At 40.3% G+C, this 17,444-nt stretch carries 18 protein-coding genes; 14 read left to right on the top strand and 4 right to left on the bottom strand.

From position 1 onward, the window contains the following. Nucleotides 1–9: 9 nt before the first annotated feature. Entirely contained in the window at nt 10–330 is a 321-nt protein-coding gene (locus RV13_RS10285; RefSeq protein ID WP_060789344.1) for a DUF960 family protein, read from the bottom strand. Nucleotides 331–519: 189 nt separating this feature from the next. Here RV13_RS10285 and RV13_RS10280 point away from each other — a divergent pair, with 189 nt between their 5' ends. Continuing rightward, nucleotides 520–1,401 (top strand): diacylglycerol/lipid kinase family protein, encoded by an 882-nt coding sequence (locus RV13_RS10280; protein WP_060789343.1) that lies wholly within the window; start codon nt 520–522, stop codon nt 1,399–1,401. Nucleotides 1,402–1,420: 19 nt separating this feature from the next. Further along, entirely contained in the window at nt 1,421–1,828 is a 408-nt protein-coding gene (locus RV13_RS10275; RefSeq protein WP_060789342.1) for a pyridoxamine 5'-phosphate oxidase family protein, read from the top strand. A gap of 40 nt (nt 1,829–1,868) precedes the next feature. On the opposite strand, the gene RV13_RS10270 is transcribed toward RV13_RS10275, so the two are convergent. Then, nucleotides 1,869–3,128: an MFS transporter gene (locus tag RV13_RS10270; RefSeq protein ID WP_060789341.1), complete on the bottom strand. Its 1,260-nt coding sequence runs from the start codon at nt 3,126–3,128 to the stop codon at nt 1,869–1,871. A gap of 429 nt (nt 3,129–3,557) precedes the next feature. Here RV13_RS10270 and RV13_RS10265 point away from each other — a divergent pair, with 429 nt between their 5' ends. The 6 genes from RV13_RS10265 to RV13_RS10240 all read left to right on the top strand — a co-directional run bounded on the left by RV13_RS10265 (nt 3,558) and on the right by RV13_RS10240 (nt 8,427). Beyond that, the gene (locus tag RV13_RS10265) at nt 3,558–4,124 is read left to right on the top strand and encodes a glycerol-3-phosphate responsive antiterminator (protein ID WP_028021196.1); all 567 of its coding nucleotides are present in this window, start codon (nt 3,558–3,560) and stop codon (nt 4,122–4,124) included. A gap of 178 nt (nt 4,125–4,302) precedes the next feature. Then, nucleotides 4,303–5,073, top strand: a complete 771-nt coding sequence (locus RV13_RS10260) for an SDR family NAD(P)-dependent oxidoreductase (RefSeq protein WP_010743868.1) — start codon at nt 4,303–4,305, stop codon at nt 5,071–5,073. A 70-nt stretch (nt 5,074–5,143) separates the two neighbouring features. Then, nucleotides 5,144–6,265, top strand: coding sequence for an ABC transporter ATP-binding protein (locus tag RV13_RS10255; RefSeq protein WP_028021194.1), 1,122 nt, complete (start codon nt 5,144–5,146; stop codon nt 6,263–6,265). A gap of 11 nt (nt 6,266–6,276) precedes the next feature. Further along, entirely contained in the window at nt 6,277–6,897 is a 621-nt protein-coding gene (locus tag RV13_RS10250) for an ABC transporter permease (protein WP_010743866.1), read from the top strand. Nucleotides 6,898–6,901: 4 nt separating this feature from the next. Further along, a complete protein-coding gene (locus RV13_RS10245) occupies nt 6,902–7,810 on the top strand; it encodes an osmoprotectant ABC transporter substrate-binding protein (RefSeq protein ID WP_060789340.1) in 909 nt (302 codons plus the stop codon). After that, nucleotides 7,810–8,427: an ABC transporter permease gene (locus tag RV13_RS10240; RefSeq protein WP_028021193.1), complete on the top strand. Its 618-nt coding sequence runs from the start codon at nt 7,810–7,812 to the stop codon at nt 8,425–8,427. The genes RV13_RS10245 and RV13_RS10240 overlap by 1 nt, the downstream gene beginning before the upstream one ends. A gap of 36 nt (nt 8,428–8,463) precedes the next feature. On the opposite strand, the gene RV13_RS10235 is transcribed toward RV13_RS10240, so the two are convergent. Continuing rightward, nucleotides 8,464–9,177, bottom strand: a complete 714-nt coding sequence (locus RV13_RS10235; RefSeq protein ID WP_060789339.1) for a MurR/RpiR family transcriptional regulator — start codon at nt 9,175–9,177, stop codon at nt 8,464–8,466. A gap of 217 nt (nt 9,178–9,394) precedes the next feature. Between RV13_RS10235 and RV13_RS10230 the strand changes: the two genes are divergently transcribed. The 6 genes from RV13_RS10230 to ade all read left to right on the top strand — a co-directional run bounded on the left by RV13_RS10230 (nt 9,395) and on the right by ade (nt 17,042). Then, nucleotides 9,395–10,882 carry an FAD-binding oxidoreductase gene (locus tag RV13_RS10230; RefSeq protein WP_028021192.1) on the top strand — a complete coding sequence of 496 codons (1,488 nt, stop codon included), beginning with the start codon at nt 9,395–9,397 and terminating at the stop codon, nt 10,880–10,882. 68 nt (nt 10,883–10,950) lie between these two features. Then, nucleotides 10,951–11,739 (top strand): electron transfer flavoprotein subunit beta/FixA family protein, encoded by a 789-nt coding sequence (locus RV13_RS10225; RefSeq protein WP_060789338.1) that lies wholly within the window; start codon nt 10,951–10,953, stop codon nt 11,737–11,739. Beyond that, nucleotides 11,739–12,662, top strand: coding sequence for an electron transfer flavoprotein subunit alpha/FixB family protein (locus tag RV13_RS10220; protein ID WP_060789337.1), 924 nt, complete (start codon nt 11,739–11,741; stop codon nt 12,660–12,662). Before RV13_RS10225 ends, RV13_RS10220 begins: the two co-directional genes overlap by 1 nt. A gap of 47 nt (nt 12,663–12,709) precedes the next feature. Beyond that, nucleotides 12,710–13,486: an SDR family oxidoreductase gene (locus RV13_RS10215; RefSeq protein WP_010743859.1), complete on the top strand. Its 777-nt coding sequence runs from the start codon at nt 12,710–12,712 to the stop codon at nt 13,484–13,486. A gap of 39 nt (nt 13,487–13,525) precedes the next feature. Next, nucleotides 13,526–14,971 (top strand): FGGY-family carbohydrate kinase, encoded by a 1,446-nt coding sequence (locus RV13_RS10210; protein ID WP_060789336.1) that lies wholly within the window; start codon nt 13,526–13,528, stop codon nt 14,969–14,971. A 331-nt stretch (nt 14,972–15,302) separates the two neighbouring features. Beyond that, nucleotides 15,303–17,042: an adenine deaminase gene (gene ade / locus RV13_RS10205; RefSeq protein ID WP_060789335.1), complete on the top strand. Its 1,740-nt coding sequence runs from the start codon at nt 15,303–15,305 to the stop codon at nt 17,040–17,042. Nucleotides 17,043–17,086: 44 nt separating this feature from the next. Here ade and RV13_RS10200 read toward each other — a convergent pair whose 3' ends face one another. Next, entirely contained in the window at nt 17,087–17,344 is a 258-nt protein-coding gene (locus RV13_RS10200) for a hypothetical protein (protein WP_028021187.1), read from the bottom strand. Nucleotides 17,345–17,444 lie beyond the last annotated feature (100 nt).

Below are 17,444 nucleotides of genomic sequence, written 5' to 3'. Positions count from 1 at the left end.
ACTGAAATGTCAGACGGTTTTTTCGTCTAATGTCATAAGTAATTCATTACCGTCATCATAGACATACATGGCTTTTGGAAATTCAATGTCTTTATACGCTTCAACATAAGGGGCCGTGATCCCATCAGAAAAATAAGGGTCACTTTGTGAGTAAACGACACTCAATGTGCCAGCAATTTTGTTTTTAAAAAAATGGAAACGCTGTGGCGAAGTAAGGGGCAGTCCTTTCATAGGACGCATAAAAATCATGTGCCAAATTTCCTGCTGCATGTGTTCAGGAACAACGTCAAAAGGGACATCACTATGTCGTGGTTTTGTTGGTTCAAACATTTTCTCCATCCTCTCTTTGCTTTATCATAGCAGGTTTTTTTAAGAAAAAAAGTAAAAGCAATCATTTTCTAGAAATTTAGTTCGTTGAAACAGTTTTTTTAGATTAAAAATGATAAAGTAAAATTGAAAAGGGTGGATTAATTAGTAAACACGATTAATTTTTAAAAGTATTGAATGAGGGTGAAAAAGATGCATTATGGAATATTTTTTAATCCGAATGCTGTGGATGGAAATGCAGAAAAATTAGCAGAACGAATGTGTGAAAAATTGGAACAAGCCGGACATTCCGCAGATTACTTAACCGCTCCTGATCCTGAAAAGGCGGTCGAAACAGTGAAGAAAGCAATCGAGAAACTTGATGGAATAGTGTCCATCGGCGGCGATGGTTCGTTGAATATTGTTGGAACAGCATTTGTTCAAGCAGGAAAAGCAATACCGCTGGGAATTATTCCAGGAGGAACAATCAATAACTTTGCGAAGCGTTGGCACTTGCCTATGGATGAAGAAGAAGCGATGGATGTCATTATCGCTGGTCATCAGCGAAATGTCGGCATCGCTGCTTGTCAAGATCGACAAAAAGCAGTAATCAGTTCCTTCACCTTTGGCTCATTTGCGGATATCTCAAACGAAGTACGCCAAAGTGAGAAGCAGAAATTTGGTTTAATCGTCTATCCACTAAAGGCGATGAAACAAATAGGCAAGGATACGTCTTATCCAGTAGAAATCAAGGCAGACAATTATCACGAAAAACTGAAGGTTTGGTTTTCTTTAGCGACAACGACCCATTCGATTGGGGGAAGGACCTATGTAGATTCAGATTACGACGAACTGCATGTCAGCATTCTGCACAATATGCGCTTTCGGAAGCTTCTTCAACTTTTCCGATTAGTCTTTACAGGACGTCTGAAGGAGTCAGATTCATTGACGTATTTGGAGACAAACAAATTGGAATTAAAGCCTTTGACGGACAAAACCATTTATTCCCGAATCGATGGCGATAAGGGTCCCGCGTTACCGTTAACGGTAGAATTTTTGGCAGACTTTGTGCCGCTTTATGTACCAGAAAAATAAAAGATAGGAGGTTTTTTCAATGGATAAAGGCATGGAAGCATTATTAACGAAAGCCGATACGTTCACCTTAGTTACGATCGACAATCGCGGATTTCCTCATGCGATTGCTGTGTCACCGCCGCTTGAACGAAATGGCTTTTACTATTTCAAGTTTTATATCAATGGTGACGGTCGAACAGCAGAGAATATTCGACAAAATCGTAGTGGCAGTCTCTTTTGTTTTGACAAAGAAAAACACGAGAGTATCGCTTTAAAAGGCTATCTTTTTGCTGAAGAGTTGGTCGAATACAAGAAATTAGCTGCTCAGTTAAATGAATTTCAAAAGGAATTGAACTATGAGCATCCAATGATCGCTGTGTTTGAAACGTTGAGTGTGAAGCATTATGAGAATATGCATGGTGAATTTTTAGATGTACCGGAAAAATAAAACGTTTCATCCCTCGAGTTTCAAGGGATGAAACGTTTTTTTATTCAATTTCAGTAGAGACAGCAGCGGCGGCTTTATCTTTTTTAATGATCGCTGTTAGAACGAATGAGAAGATAATACAGCCTACACCCATTGCGATTGCATACATGAACATCATGTTAAAACCAGCTTTTCCAGGATTTGCATCTAGCCATCCACCAATCATTGTGTACATAAAGACATCTGGTAAATAACCTAAACAAGAGACAATACCTGAAACACGACCAGTCATTTCAACTGGGAAGCCAGCATCATCAATGATAGCAAAATATTGACTGCGAACCACATAGATCAGGAACAAACCGAAGATAAAGTTTGCAATGATTGCGACTAATAATCCTGCACTTTCAGGCAATACCAAGAAGCCTGCGAAGCAGAGTGTTAATAGAGCGGCCCCGCCAATAATAACACGGATACGTGATCCCAGTTTATCTGCGATAATCCCTCCGATAATTCCTCCGGCAGCCTGGACTAAATAACGGACACCACCGAGCGTGGTTCCTCCGGCAACGGATAAACCATAAACATTAATTGCATAGGTGTTGATGTAGCCTAAAATACCATAAATGCTGTATGCAAAAAATACGATCGCTACTAATACCCATGTGCGAGGCATTTTCAACGTTTTAAACATTCCGATGACAACTTTTGAAATTGGCTCTGTATGAGTTTCGGCTGCCGTATCTTCAATTACGAACCAATTTAAAATACCGATAATAATAACAGCGATTGCACAGACACGAATAGCCCAAGTGGTTCCTAAAACTTCGTTCGAAAAGCGACTGTATACGGCTGTCATTCCGAATACCAGTAGAGCATTCAACAGACCACGTAACCCTTCTTGCCAACCAAACAAACGTCCTTGTTCCGAACTGTCTCCTAGCATCCGAGTCGCTTTGATGGCTGCCGACCAATAAGTGATGATGGTAGAAATTCCCATCAATACAAAAATAATTCGGCTTACTTGAAATCCCGGAAAAGTTGAAAACCAAAAACCAAGAACCCCCGTAGCTAAGAAAGAAAAGGTCAGCAATTTGCGGGCTGAGAACTTATCGGCTACGATTCCTCCAATAAAGTAAGAAAAGGTCGCCATCGTAGCATAGCCGGAAGATAACATTCCCATTTGTGCGTTGGTTAAATTCATAGCTTTCTGGATCGGTACATAAAACGTTTCCCGAATGTAAGGGAGCTGAAAGATAATTCCAGCACCGGCTGACAATAGCAACAAGGTTCCCCATTTTTTTACTGCTTGCTTGTTCATATAACACCCTCCTGTTTGTGAATTTTCTTACAAAAAAACAAAAAAGAAGCAACGCTTAAGTAAGCGTTACTTCTCTCTGGTCTCCAGTAACACCCAAAGTATAGAAGGGAGTGAAAGCGATGTCAACAATTTTTTGTACCCAAAATAGTTCAAAAATATTTTTCATCTAAATTTTTGAGTTTTTTTTGCTTGAATAATGCCGATATATCAATGTTTATTCGAAAAATAGATTTTTTTAGTGTGATTGACGAAAAAGCGGTTATCCCTTAGACTGAAGAAACACAATCATAATGAATCAAGAAATGTTGAGTAAGCAAGATAAAGTCTGAAAAAATATTTTGTTATTCTCAGAAATTTCTCGTACATAGATTTGTGAGCCACGCTAGAATGAAAGCGTATTAAATTACGTTGGTAGGGATATGGGTGAAGATGAAGGAAAAAATTATTCAAATGATGGAGGACAATCCGCTAATTGCTGCCATCAATAATAAGCGCAGTTTTGAGAAGGCATTGACCTGTGAAAGCGACATTATCTTCGTCCTTTACGGAGATGTGTGCAGCATCGTGGACATCGTTGATCGCTTGAAAGAAGCGGGAAAAATCGTAATGGTAGATGTGGACTTGATTGATGGGTTAGCGACAAAGGAGACGGCCGTTGACTATTTAAAACGGGCGACAAAAGCTGATGGTATTATCAGCTCAAAATCCATTCTTTTGCGAGCGGCGAATGCCAGAGGAATGTTTACGATTCATCGGTTCTTTTTGATTGATTCGAAGTCTTATCATAATTTACCGAAACAATTAGGAACATCAAAGGCAGATGTTGTGGAGGTTTTGCCAGGGGCGATGCCTAAAGTTTTATCATGGGTACAAGAAGTTGTAGATGTGCCTATTGTAGCAAGTGGTTTAGTTTGTGATAAGGAATTAGTTATGACGGCTTTGCAGGCGGGTGCAGTTGCCATTTCAACAACCAACATGGATGTTTGGGAAATATAAAAAATGAAAAACGGTAGTTGTTGCTAAGAGGACAGAGAAAAGCGGACACCAGCTTATTTGGTGTTCGCTTTTTTATTTTGATTTTAGTACAAACGGTTAAAACTGGATAGATTGGGTCGGGAATGAAGAAAACTAAATGCGTCAGTAATTAGCTATCATACAATCGGAGGGAAGATAAATGGAAATCACAGAATTCAGTATGGATCTTTTTTCACTGGATGGAAAAGTTGCCATCGTAACAGGCGGGAATACAGGGATTGGACGAGCATTCTCATTAGCATTAGCCAAATGTGGAGCAAACATCCTTGTGCCCAGTTTGATTGATGACGATGGAACAACACAGAAAATTATTGAGGAGACGGGTTCGTGCTACGTTTTTATGGAAGTGGATCTAACAGACGAGGGTGTTCCGCAGCAGGTAGTAGAACACTGTGTGGAAGTTTTTGGGACAGTAGATATCTTGGTGAATTGTGCTGGAATGCACCTGTCAGCAGAAGTAACAAAGTTCGATCGTTCAAAATGGGACCCAATGATTCAATTGAATCTGACGGCTGCTTTTGAGATGTCTCACGAAGCAGCAAAAGTGATGCTTTCACAAAAAAGCGGCAAGATCATTAATATCTGCTCCTTATTCTCTTTTTTGGGTGGACAGCAATCACCAGCAAATGCTGCAGCAAAGCATGGATTAGTCGGTCTAACAAAAGCTTATTGTGATGAATTGGCAAGCAGCAATATTCAGGTAAATGGTATCGCTCCGGGATATATGATTACTGATAGGACTGAAAGCGAGGATTCGGAAATCACTCAACGCGTCTTGGCCCACGTTCCCACGAACTATTTTGCGGAGGATGTAGACTTGATGGGAGCCTTAGTTTATTTAGCTAGTCCAGCTTCAAATTTTGTTAATGGACATATTTTGTCAGTCGATGGCGGATACCGAGTAAGGTAATCAGTCAATTTTAAACGTCGTGACAGCATTTTTTGTCACGGCTATACATAAGGACGGAGGAATCATTGGTATGATCGAGTTTGAGCAGGTAGAAAAAAGATATGGAGAAAAAGCGGTTGCTGTACAGCCCTTTGACTTAACGATCGAGGACAATCAATTCATCTGTGTTATCGGTACGAGTGGAAGCGGAAAAACTACGTTGGTTCGAATGATTAATCGGATGATTGAGCCCTCAAGCGGCAGTATCAAAATTAACGGACAAGATGTTACTAAGCTGAACGAGGACGAATTGCGGAGACAGATTGGCTATGTGATCCAGAATATTGGATTATTTCCTCATATGACAATACGTGAAAACATTATGATCGTTCCTAAGCTGTTGAAATGGAGTGAGGAAAAAAAATCAGGAGTTGCGGAACGACTGATTCAGCGAGTAGATTTACCCATCGAGTATTTAGAACGAAAACCGAAGAATCTTTCAGGCGGTCAGCAACAGCGAATTGGTGTAATTCGAGCATTAGCTGCTAGTCAAGATATCATTCTGATGGACGAGCCGTTCGGTGCTTTGGATCCAATTACGCGAGATGCGTTGCAGGAGATGATTAAAGGCTTGCAGCAGGAGATGAAAAAGACCATTGTTTTCGTTACGCATGATATGGATGAAGCAATCAAGCTGGCGGACAAAATTATTATTATGGATCATGGGGAGATTGTTCAATATGATACGGTTGATACAATCTTAGAAAAGCCAGCCAACGATTTTGTAGAGGAACTGATTGGAAAGCGGAAGCGTAATGGGTATTACAATAACGAGATGACTGTATCTGATTTGATGGTAGATCGAGTCGAATCGATCTCCTTAAGTAAATCAATCACCGAAGCAATCCGCCAAATGTCAGAAAAAAAAGTGGATACTTTGCTTGTTGTAGACGATCAAAATTGCTTGAAGGGCTTTATTGATATCAACTTTGTTGAACGAAATATTTCCAAACTTAAACCGACTTCTTCGGTTTTTGAGGTAATGAGAACAGATACAGCAAGTGTGAATCAAAAGGATCGAGTAGCGGATGTCATTGAACCCCTGATTAATCATGTATTTAAATACTTGCCGGTAGTGGATGACGAGGAACACTTAGTGGGGATCGTGACGCGCTCATCACTAGTGTCGCTTGTACAAGAACAATTGCAGTAGGAGGGGATGACATGAATTTTTGGTCAGAATATGGTAATGAGATTTTATTGAAATTCTGGGAACATTTTTATTTGTCCTTTTTAGCGATTTTTCTTGGCATTCTCGTGGCTGTTCCGCTGGGAGCGCTCTTAACTCGTGTAGAAAAGGGTTCAGAAACCGTGATCAAGGTTGTAGGTGTTTTTCAAACAATTCCGTCACTGGCACTGTTATCGATTATGATTCCTTTTTTTGGGATTGGAAAGATTCCAGCGGTGATCGCGCTATTTTTATATTCACTGTTGCCGATTCTAAGAAACACCTATGTAGGAATTAAATCAGTCGATGCGACCTATTTGGATGCTGCTAAAGGGATGGGAATGTCGCAGATGCAGCGATTAGTGCAAATTGAACTGCCCCTAGCAATGGGTGTTATTATGGCAGGTATTCGGGTATCGACGGTTTATGTTATCTCATGGACCACCTTGGCATCCTATATCGGGGCTGGTGGATTGGGAGATTTTATTTTTAACGGATTGAATCTGTATCGAATGGATTTAGTATTGATGGGAACAATTCCGATCACGCTGCTAGCCTTACTTTCTGATGCATTGCTTAAACGTTCAGAAGCAAAACTAACGATGGATAGAGGGTGAATCGATGAAAAAGCGTGTTTTATTGTTAGTTGCGATGCTCCTGCTTTTCGGAAGTTTTGTCGTGCAAAATTTTTCTAATAAGAATGATACGATCACGGTTGCGGGTGGTGTCACATCGGAATCTCAGATATTAGGGAATATCGTAGTTGAACTGCTTCAGCATTCAACGGATAAAAAGATCGTTTATCTAAATAATCTAGGATCAGCAAACTTGATGCATGAAGCCATGCTTCGAGGGGACCTGGATATTGCACCTACACGTTATACAGGAACAGATTTGATTGGAACTTTAGGACTCCCAACAGAGAAAGACCCCGCAAAAGCACTAAAAATTGTACAACGAGAGTTTGACCAGCGATTTGGCTTTGAATGGTTCCCAAGCTATGGCTTTTCTAATCAGTTTACGTTTATGGTCACTCAAGAAACTGCCAAAAAATATGACTTAAAAACCGTTAGTGATTTAAAAAAATGTGCGGATAAAATGCGTCTAGGCTCCGATCAGACGTGGTATAAGCGAGAAGGCGATGGCTATAAAGGTTATACGGAAGCTTATGATACAAAGTTTCAACGGGTTTATCCGATGCAGGTCGGTTTGCTTTATGATGCACTTGTCTCTAAGGAACTGGATGTAATCTTAGGATACTCTACAGATGGACGAGTGGGCAGTTATGATCTTGTGATGCTAGAAGACGACTTGAAATTTTTCCCACCCTATACAGCAAGTGTTGTCGTCTCAGGAGATACTTTAAAAAAATATCCAGAACTAAAACCACTTTTAATGAAATTACAGAATACGATTGATACAGAAGCGATGCAGCGGTTGAATTATGAATCTGATAATGAACTCCTAGAGCCAAAGCTCATTGCTCGGCGCTTTTTGGAAAAGCATAATTATTTTGAGGAGGGAAGCTAATGTTTGATAATTTGATACAATATTTGAGCGAAAACTCTTCTTACTTGATTACGCAATTTGGTGTGCATGTGTATATCTCTGTGATCGGCGTGGTATTAACTTTTTTAATTGGATTTCCTTTAGGCATTCTATTATCTGAACGACAGAAACTTTCTGATCTTGTGATTGGTCTCATCAATGTGATTCAAACGATCCCTTCCATTGCGATGCTGACAGTTCTCTTGATTTTAATGGGCTTAGGACAAAATACTGTAGTTGCAACCGTAGTTCTGTATTCATTGTTACCTATCGTCAAAAATACGTATGTTGGATTAGTAAATGTAGATCCAATGTATATAGACAGTGCAAAGGGAATTGGTATGAATCGCTATCAAATTCTCTATATGATCAAAATACCATTAGCGATGCCAGTGATATTAGCTGGTGTGCGCAATGCGCTAGTAATTTCAGTAGGGATTACAACGATCGGTTCTTTCGTTGGCGCTGGCGGGGTTGGTGATGTCATCTTGCGTGGAATCGCGATTACGGATGGCGGTCCAATTATTGTCGTTGGAGCAGTCCTATGTGCGTTTATTGCAATAATGATGGATTGGCTATTTGATTGGATCATGAAATAGTGATAAATGTTTAGAAATGAAGAAGACCTCCGCAAGTTATTCGCGGAGGTCTTCTTTCGTTAATTGACGTATGACTTCTTCGATGTACATCAATAAAATGGTTCGAGTTTTTTCATGAGACTTTAAATGCTCATCTTGATGCGACTTAGTCAAGAAGATGATCTCACTGGCATCAAGAGTTAAATCAGTGTTCATTTCCTCCATTACCAATAAAGACTTGGCATGATGCTTTTTCGCTTCTTCAAACAATGGATCAAAATTCGCGAATTTTCCAGCGACAGAAAAAATCAGTAGCAAAGAGTCCTCCGTTAACAAATCAGGAATCAAGGAAGGCTGACTCACTCGAATGACATTTTTATTAAGAGTAAAATTTAATTTGTACTCAAAATATTCCATACAAAAATTTGTCGGACCATAACCAAAAAGTAAAATTTTATCCGACTGCTGAATCAATCCAGCTAAATAATCTACCGTTGATTCATCAAAATTCTCCATGAAATCCTTGATACGAGCAAATTCGCTATTTAATTTTTTTTGTTTAATTAATTCTTTGCCAGTCAAAAAACGAAAATATTCTTTGTAGCCAGAGAAGCCCATTTTTTTGACAAGTTTAGAAATTTTGGAGGGTGAAACATCTGAAAGCTTTGCCGCTTCCGTGATGGTCAAGTTTGGATTTTCTTTGCTTTCTAGCGTTAAACGATTGTGGATGCTTATTTCTAAATCGTTTAATCGATCAAGCTGTATTTTCATGAGGCATTCCTCCTAATTCTCATTGAGTTATCTTACATTCAGAATAGCATAATCAGAATCTAAAAAGCAAACAATAAGTGGAAAATTTTCCATTATATTGATAAAAAACAAAAATAAATAGAAAATTTAATCAAATTTTAATGTAAAACAAGAGTCAACCCTTTATACTGAACTCAAGAAAAGCGCTTTCGAAAAAATGATGAATGGAGTTAATTGAATGAATTCTGAAACATTGGTGAAAGAAGCAATTATCAAGGACGTAAAAAAAATCGTTTCTGAAGAACAGGTAGTAACCGATCATGCAACTTTATATGATGCAGCCTCTGACCGCTACCGCAAATACATGAAAGCAAAAGGGGTTCTAGATAACCCGTTGCCAACAGCAGTCGTTTATCCTAACAATGCAGAAGAAGTCAAAGAGCTCTTGATGTATTGTAACGAAAATGACATCAACGTCATCCCTCGAAGCGGACAAACAGCAACGGAAGGCGGATTGGAAAACTGGAAAGATTTGGCATTAGTAATTGATGGCTCGCGTATGAACAAGATTTTAAAAATTGATCCTTACAATATGCAGGCAACTGTTCAGGCGGGTGTTCCACTACAAGCATTGGAAGATGAATTAAGAAAAATCGGGTACACAACAGGGCACTCTCCCCAATCAAAACCGATCGCTCAATACGGCGGATTAGTTGCGACACGATCAATTGGACAATTCTCTACCTTATACGGTGGGATCGAAGATATGGTCGTTGGCCTTGAATGTGTCTTTCCGAATGGGCATATCTCGCGAATCAAAAATATTTCTCGTCGTGCCGGTGGACCGGACATTCGTCATATCGTAATTGGAAATGAAGGAACGTTATGTTACATCACTGAAGTAACAGTGAAGATCTTTAAGTATTACCCAGACAATAATAAGTTTTACGGCTATTTAGTAAATGATGTAGAAGATGGCGTGAAGGTCCTTCGCGAAGTGATGGTAAACGGCTATCGCCCATCGGTTGCGCGAACATATTCACCAGAGGATGCACGCCAGCATTTCTATCATTTCTACGAAGGAAAATGCGTGCTGATCTTTATGGCGGAAGGGCCAAAAGGAATCGTTGAAGCAACAGGCAAGGGAATCGAAGAAGCGGTGGAGAAATTTAAGGATGGTATCGTGAAACAAGTAGATTCTCAATTGATCGAAAATTGGTTCAATCAATTGAACTGGACACAACAAACGATCGACGATGAAATCCAAGGCATGATCGACAACGACAAACACGATGGGTATACGACAGAGGTTTCGGCAGATTGGGAAACAATCACGAAAATTTATAACAATGTCATTGACCGAATTCGTAATGAGTTTCCTCGTGCAGATGATTTAACGATGCTAGGAGGACATTCTTCACACAGCTATTTAAACGGAACGAACATGTACTTTGTTTATAATTACGATATCAATTGCGAACCAGAGGATGAAATGAAGATTTATCACCATCCGATTCAAGCGATCATCGTAGAGGAAACGCTAAAATTAGGCGGTTCTATGTGTCACCATCACGGAATCGGGAAGTACCGTAATGAATGGACAAAAGAAGAGCATCAATCTGCCTACTATATGTTAGAAAGTTTGAAAGAAGTTTTCGATCCGAAGGGTGTTATGAGTTTTGGAAATATTTATCCAGTTCAAGAAGGCTTGAAGTATCAAAAATAAGTACACGATCTGTTCAAGGGCGAAAGCCCTTGAACAAATAATAATACTACGCATTAGGAGGGAATAGCATGAAAATCATCTGCTTAGTCAAATTTGTTCCAGATACAGAGAAATTTGTCTATGATTATAAAACGGATAAAATCGATCGAGATAGCTCCCGTTTAATCTTGAATCCGGATGATAAGAATGCGGTGGCTTTTGCGATGATGCAAAAGAAGCAGAACCCTTCCATTTTTGTTGAAGTTGTAACGATGGGGCCAATGAAGCTGGAGGAACCAACGAAAGATTTTGTACGTTTGGGTGCGGATAAAGCTGTTTTAATCAGCGATCGTCATTTTGCCGGCAGTGATTCATTGGTGACTAGTCAAATTATTTCAAGCTACCTCTCCTCTACAAAATATGATGTACTGCTTACTGGTACGCATACCTTAGATGGCGGAACAGGACATGTCGGACCGCAGATCGCGGAAATTATGGGAATCAATCAGTTTTCCAACATTGTTTCTATTCCATCACTCACAGAAGAGTATTCCATTGTTGAAGCTTTTCAAGAGGAAAAAACGTATCATTTAAAAATTAAAAACCCAAGCGTATTGAGCGTCACTCATCAGATGAATCTGCGCCTCGGTTTTGTAAGGTATGAAAATATTGGGAAAAATGTGGAGGAGCAATTTGAGCTGGTGACGAATGAAACGTTACAATTGCCAGCTGGAGAAATCGGCGGTAAAGGCTCACCAACTAAAGTGAGAAAAAATGTGGTGGTAAAAAGAGAGCAAGTGGCCCACAAAGTAGTGAAAGTTGACGATCAAGGTATTGATGAAGTGGTTCAGTTTCTAAAAGAAAAGGGGTACTTATAATGTTTAAAGGACTCATTCTGATAGATAATGATCAGGTCGACTATTCACTGGATCTGATAGCTGTAGTCAATCGATTGGCTCAAGGAGAAGCATTTATTTACGGATTAGGGATCAATTTGCCTGAAGAAGTTAAAGGGCTTGATGCATTGATTAACGTTGAAGGACCGTCGATCCAACTAAAGGATAGTCGTGTAATGACAGATATCATTGAGCAGGTTAATAGAGAGTACCAATTTGACAGTATCATTATTTTAGCGACGGAATTTGGACGAATGGTGGCTCCGCGCGTGGCGATGCGACTGGGGGTAGGATTAGTGGCTGATATTACCGATATTCATGTCGACAAACGTGGAAAGAAATTGGTGCGACCCGCTTTTTCAGGCAATATTATGGCAAGTATCGTCTGTGAAACGTCACCAATCATGGCGAGTGTTCATCCTAATGTTTTTCATGCAGAGGATTTAACGAAAATGCCAGAGAAAATCGATTTTTATCCTACAGAATTGAAAGCGTCATCAATTGAAATTTTAGATATTAACGAAAGTGAACATAGCGGTATTGATATTCGGGAGGCTGACGTAATCATTTCAGCAGGCGGAGGATTCTCGGAACCTATTGATCAACTACAGGGGTTGGCGGATGAATTGAGTGGTGTCGTGGCAGTTTCGAAACAGCTAGTTGATCGTAAGAGAGCGCCGCGAGAAATACAAGTCGGACAATCAGGAAAGACAGTGAGTCCAGATTTGTATTTGGCACTGGGCATTTACGGTTCGACACAGCACATTGAAGGATTAAAAAATGTAAAAGAGATTATTTCGGTAAATACGGATTTGGGTGCACCGATGAATCATTTAGCTAGTATCGTTGTACATGGTGATGCAGCGGAATTTGCAAGGAAGCTAAGTACCAGACTTAAGGGATAACCCCAAGCGGGTGAAAAAACAAAAATAAAGGAAAAGAAGGTAGAAGAATGGAAATCAAAGACTTCAAGATGGATATGTTTCATATCAAAGGGAAAAACGCGATCGTAACAGGCGGAAATACTGGACTAGGACAAGCATTTTCCTTAGCTTTAGCTGAAGCAGGAGCAAATATTTTCATGCCATCGATTATGCCAGATGATCCAGAATTCAATGCTGTGTTAGCAGAGCGTGGAGCAAAAACAGCTTATATGGAAGCAGATATCACAAAAGACGGCGTCTGCCAAGAAGTTGTTGAAAAATGTGTCGCTGAATTTGGCTCTGTAGATATCTTAGTAAACTGCGCAGGAATTTGTCCTTGCGATGACGTAGTGAGCTATGGTCGTGATAAATGGGATCCAACGATCAACATTAATCTAACTGCAGCCTTTGATATGAGCCATGAAGCTGCTAAAGTGATGATTCCTCAGAAGAGTGGAAAGATCATTAATATTTGTTCTATGTTCTCTTTCTTGGGAGGACAATGGGCCCCTGCTTATGCCGCGTCAAAACATGGATTAGCTGGTTTGACGAAAGCTTATTGTGACGAATTAGCGCAATACAATATCCAAGTAAATGGTATTGCACCTGGCTACTTCAAAACACATGCGGCAAAGGCATCAATTGAGGATCCAGAACGCAGTAAATGGATTGTGGATCACACACCAGAAGGCAGATGGGGAGATGTGGCAGATTTGATGGGTGCAACAGCTTTCTTAGCTTCTGAAGCTTCGCATTTTGTAAATGGACATATCTTGGCTGTTGATGGTGGTTTCTTAGTACGGTAGTCCAGCTATATAATAGTAGAAACATGAAAAGGAGAGACTATGGAAAAGAAATATATCGTTGGTATCGATGGCGGAAGCCAGAGTGCGAAGATTGTCATTTTTGATTTAGAAGGCAACATTGTTGGCGAAGGAAAAGAAGCGTTGCGTCCAATGCATTTAGGCGAGGATGTCGTTGTTGAGCATCCCGGTGACGACTTGTGGGATGCGTTATGCAGTGCATCAATGAAAGCAATGGATGAGTTTGGTGTACGGAAAGAAAATATTGTGGGAATCGGGTTAGGTTTTATCCGCTGCTGTCGTGTATTATTAAAAAAAGACGGTACTTTGGCACAGCCAGTGATTAGCTGGATGGATAAACGGACCTCAACTCCGTATGTCCATGACAATCCAGACGTTCAATACGTAACCTCTACAAGTGGGTATATCACTCATCGATTAACCGGTGAGTTTAAAGATAATATCGGAAATAATTTTGGTCAATGGCCAGTAGATTATGAAACATGGGACTGGTCGACCGACGAACAAATATTGAAGCAATATAATCTTCCAGAAGAAATGCTGTTTGAAGCCGTTAAGCCGGGGGATAAGCTAGGAACGATCACGAAGGAAGCTAGTAAAAAAACAGGCTTACCAGAAGGAGTACCTGTTTTTGCTACAACTAGTGATAAAGCTGTTGAAGCACTAGGAGCGGGGCTGATTCAAGATACTAGTGCAGTTGTTTCTTTAGGAACCTATATTTGCAGCATGATGATGGGCAAACAAATGCCGCCTAGTGATGCGGTGAATTATTGGGGAATTTTATCTTCCATGCCAGGACGTTATATCTATGAAGGCTATGGCATTCGTCGAGGAATGTGGACCGTTTCTTGGTTCAAGGATCTTTTAGGTGAAAAAATCAGTATTCGCTCTAACTATCAAGGTATTAGCGAAGAAGAATATTTGAATGAACAAGCAGCGAATATTCCAGCCGGAAGTGACGGCTTGATGACGAAGTTGGATTGGCTGGCGAACCCGTGGGAACCCTTCAAGCGTGGTGTGATGATTGGTTTTAATGCCCATCATGATTATCGCTATTTGTATCGTTCGATCTTAGAAGGTATCGCTTATACGATGAAAAATAATGTAACGAATATGACTGATGAACTGGGGCACCCGATCGATGAGGTCATCGTGACAGGCGGCGGGTCAAACAGTGATTTACTGATGCAGATTTTTGCGGATGTCTTCAACCTGCCGATCAAGCGAAATGTGGTGAACGGCAGTGCCAGTGTAGGGGCAGCAATTAACGCTGCAGTTGGACTAGGTATTTATGAAACATATGAAGAAGCCGTAGAAAAAATGGTTAAAGTAAAAGACGTCTTTACTCCAAAGCCAGAAAACGTATCGATCTATAAACAGTTAAACGAAGAAGTGTATCAAAGCTTGACGGATTATACGGATGAAGTATTGAAAAAATCGTATAACGTTTTGCATCCGGAAGGATAATAGATTTTGAAGAAGTAGTTCCGTTAACCAATGGAGCTACTTCTTTTTCTTATGATAAAAAAAGTAGCTTATGAAATTGGATAGACTGACGGTTAACCTAATTTTCGACAAAATGATCTTAAGTATTACGATTGGGGCTGTTGATTTTTTCTATTTATAAAGGAAAATACACTTTGAGCATTTATTCCATCAAAGAGCCTTTCATAGTGATCCATCTACTTACTTATAAACAGGAGAGATTAGTATCATTTTAAAATGAACTCAAATTAGTAGTGATTCGAGGGAGTAACCCTGCTATAATAGAAAAAATATTTAAAAAGGGGAGAGGGAATTGAACAAAAAGTCATTAAAGCGCCTGATTGATGTAGCAGCGGGACGAGTACCAGCTGATCTAGTTTTAAAAAATGCCCAGGTGGTGGATGTTTATCAGGCAGAAATCCTGCAGGGAGATGTCGCCATTGTGGATGGAAGAATCGCGGGAGTCGGTGAGGGTTATCAGGGAGCAGAAAGCATTGATTTACAAGGAAAATTTGTTGCTCCAGGATTCATTGATCCTCATATCCATGTAGAATCTTCCTATGTAACACCGGAAGAGTTTGGTCGTCTGCTCGTTCCTCATGGCACAACGACTGTGTTAGCGGATCCCCATGAGATCGTGAATGTTTTAGGGTTGCAGGGGTTGGACTATATGGTGGAGGCTGCTAAAGAAACAGCATTAGATATTCGCTATATGATGCCTTCTTGTGTACCGGCGACGAATATGGAAAATGCTGGTGCAGTAGTGGAAGCCGCGGATATGATTCCGGCATTTGAAAAAAATCAAGTGGATGGCTTGGCAGAATTTATGAATTTCCCAGGTGTAATCAATGCACAAGAGGAGGTATTGGATAAACTGCTAGCCGCAAAAGAACGGAATTTGCGGATTGACGGTCACTCACCAATGGTGTTTGAAAAAGAATTAAATGCCTATGCAGCGGCAGGGATCGCTAATGATCACGAATGCTCAACGGTGCAGGAATTAAAGGATCGGGTTGCTCGCGGGATGTATGTCTTTTTACGTGAAGGCTCGGTTACGCAAAACCTGCGAACCTTATTGAAGGGTGTCACCGAAAATAATTATCAGCGTTGTGTGTTATCGGCGGATGACTTACAAGCAAAAACCATGCTGGAAAAAGGACATTTGGATAACAGCATTCGGATTTGTATCGAGGAAGGAGTTTCACCGATTCGAGCGATTCAGATGGCAACGATCAATGCGGCTCAATGCTGTCAACTGACGGATCGCGGAGCGATTGCGCCAGGATTGAGAGCGGATTTGGTCATTTTTTCTGATTTAACAGAAATAGCGATCGAAGCAACGTATATTGCTGGTGACTTGATCGCTGAAAAAGGGAACTATCTTCCAACTATTACCCGTGTGTCAACGGAAAACGTTCAATCAAGTGTGCATATTGATACCTTTCATAAAGCGCAATTAGGCTTAAACTTGGCCAGTAATCAAGCACGAGCGATTGAAGTGATTCCACAAGAAGCGTTAACAAATGAGGCAATCGTCTCCGTTCAACGAGATGGTGAGGGACAATTTGTCTTTGACCCGCAGCAGGATGTAACAAAAATCGCAGTAGTTGAGCGTCATCACAATACAGGAAATGTATTTGTCGGACTATTGAAGGATTACGGACTGAAAAAAGGAGCGATTGGTCTGTCCATTGCTCACGATTCTCATAATTTGATTGTTACTGGAACCAATGACGAGGATATGGCTACAGCGCTGCAAGCACTGAAAGAGCAAGAGGGTGGTGTGGTATTAGTCGAATCCGGCGAAGTGATCGGAAGTATGGCGCTGCCAATTGCCGGATTAATGAGTGATCTTTCAGGGGAAGAGGTCGCAGAACAAGAGGCGGAGATCAATCGTTTAGCCCATGAGGTATTGGGTGTATCGGAAAAGGTAGACCCGATCATGACACTAGGCTTCATGTCTTTAGCTGTCATTCCTAATTTAAAAATTACCGACATCGGGTTGGTAGATGTGACGAAGTTTGAAGTCGTACCCGTATCAGTTGCAGAATAAGAAAAAGCTAGTTGAAAGATTCTTGCGAGAATCTTTCAACTAGCCTATTTTTTTGTTTTGAAAATAGCTGGCAGAAAAATAAAGAAGGATAAAATTACCACACTCACACCAACAGTCAGAACTAATTTTGACCAGCCTAGCTGAGAGGCATTGGCAAAATTACTAAAGACATTTGACAAGATAATCAGCAAACTTACAAGTACTGTTGCAATAATAGCTTTTCCACGTTCCCCACGTTTTTCAAAATAATGAATCACTGAATAAAGTCCCCAACCCAATAAAACAATCGTAAATGTATCCATTTCTTCAACTCCCTTTCTTTGATAAACCAATCATACCAAGGAATAAGGCGCGAAAATACTTACGAAAGAGTAGTTAAACTTACAATCGTGAAAGGTAAAA

The organism is Enterococcus raffinosus, from assembly GCF_001886185.1.
GTDB lineage: Bacteria > Bacillota > Bacilli > Lactobacillales > Enterococcaceae > Enterococcus_A > Enterococcus_A raffinosus.
The sequence above is the reverse complement of the archived record's forward strand: the minus strand, read 5'-3'. Positions and strand labels throughout refer to the sequence as shown.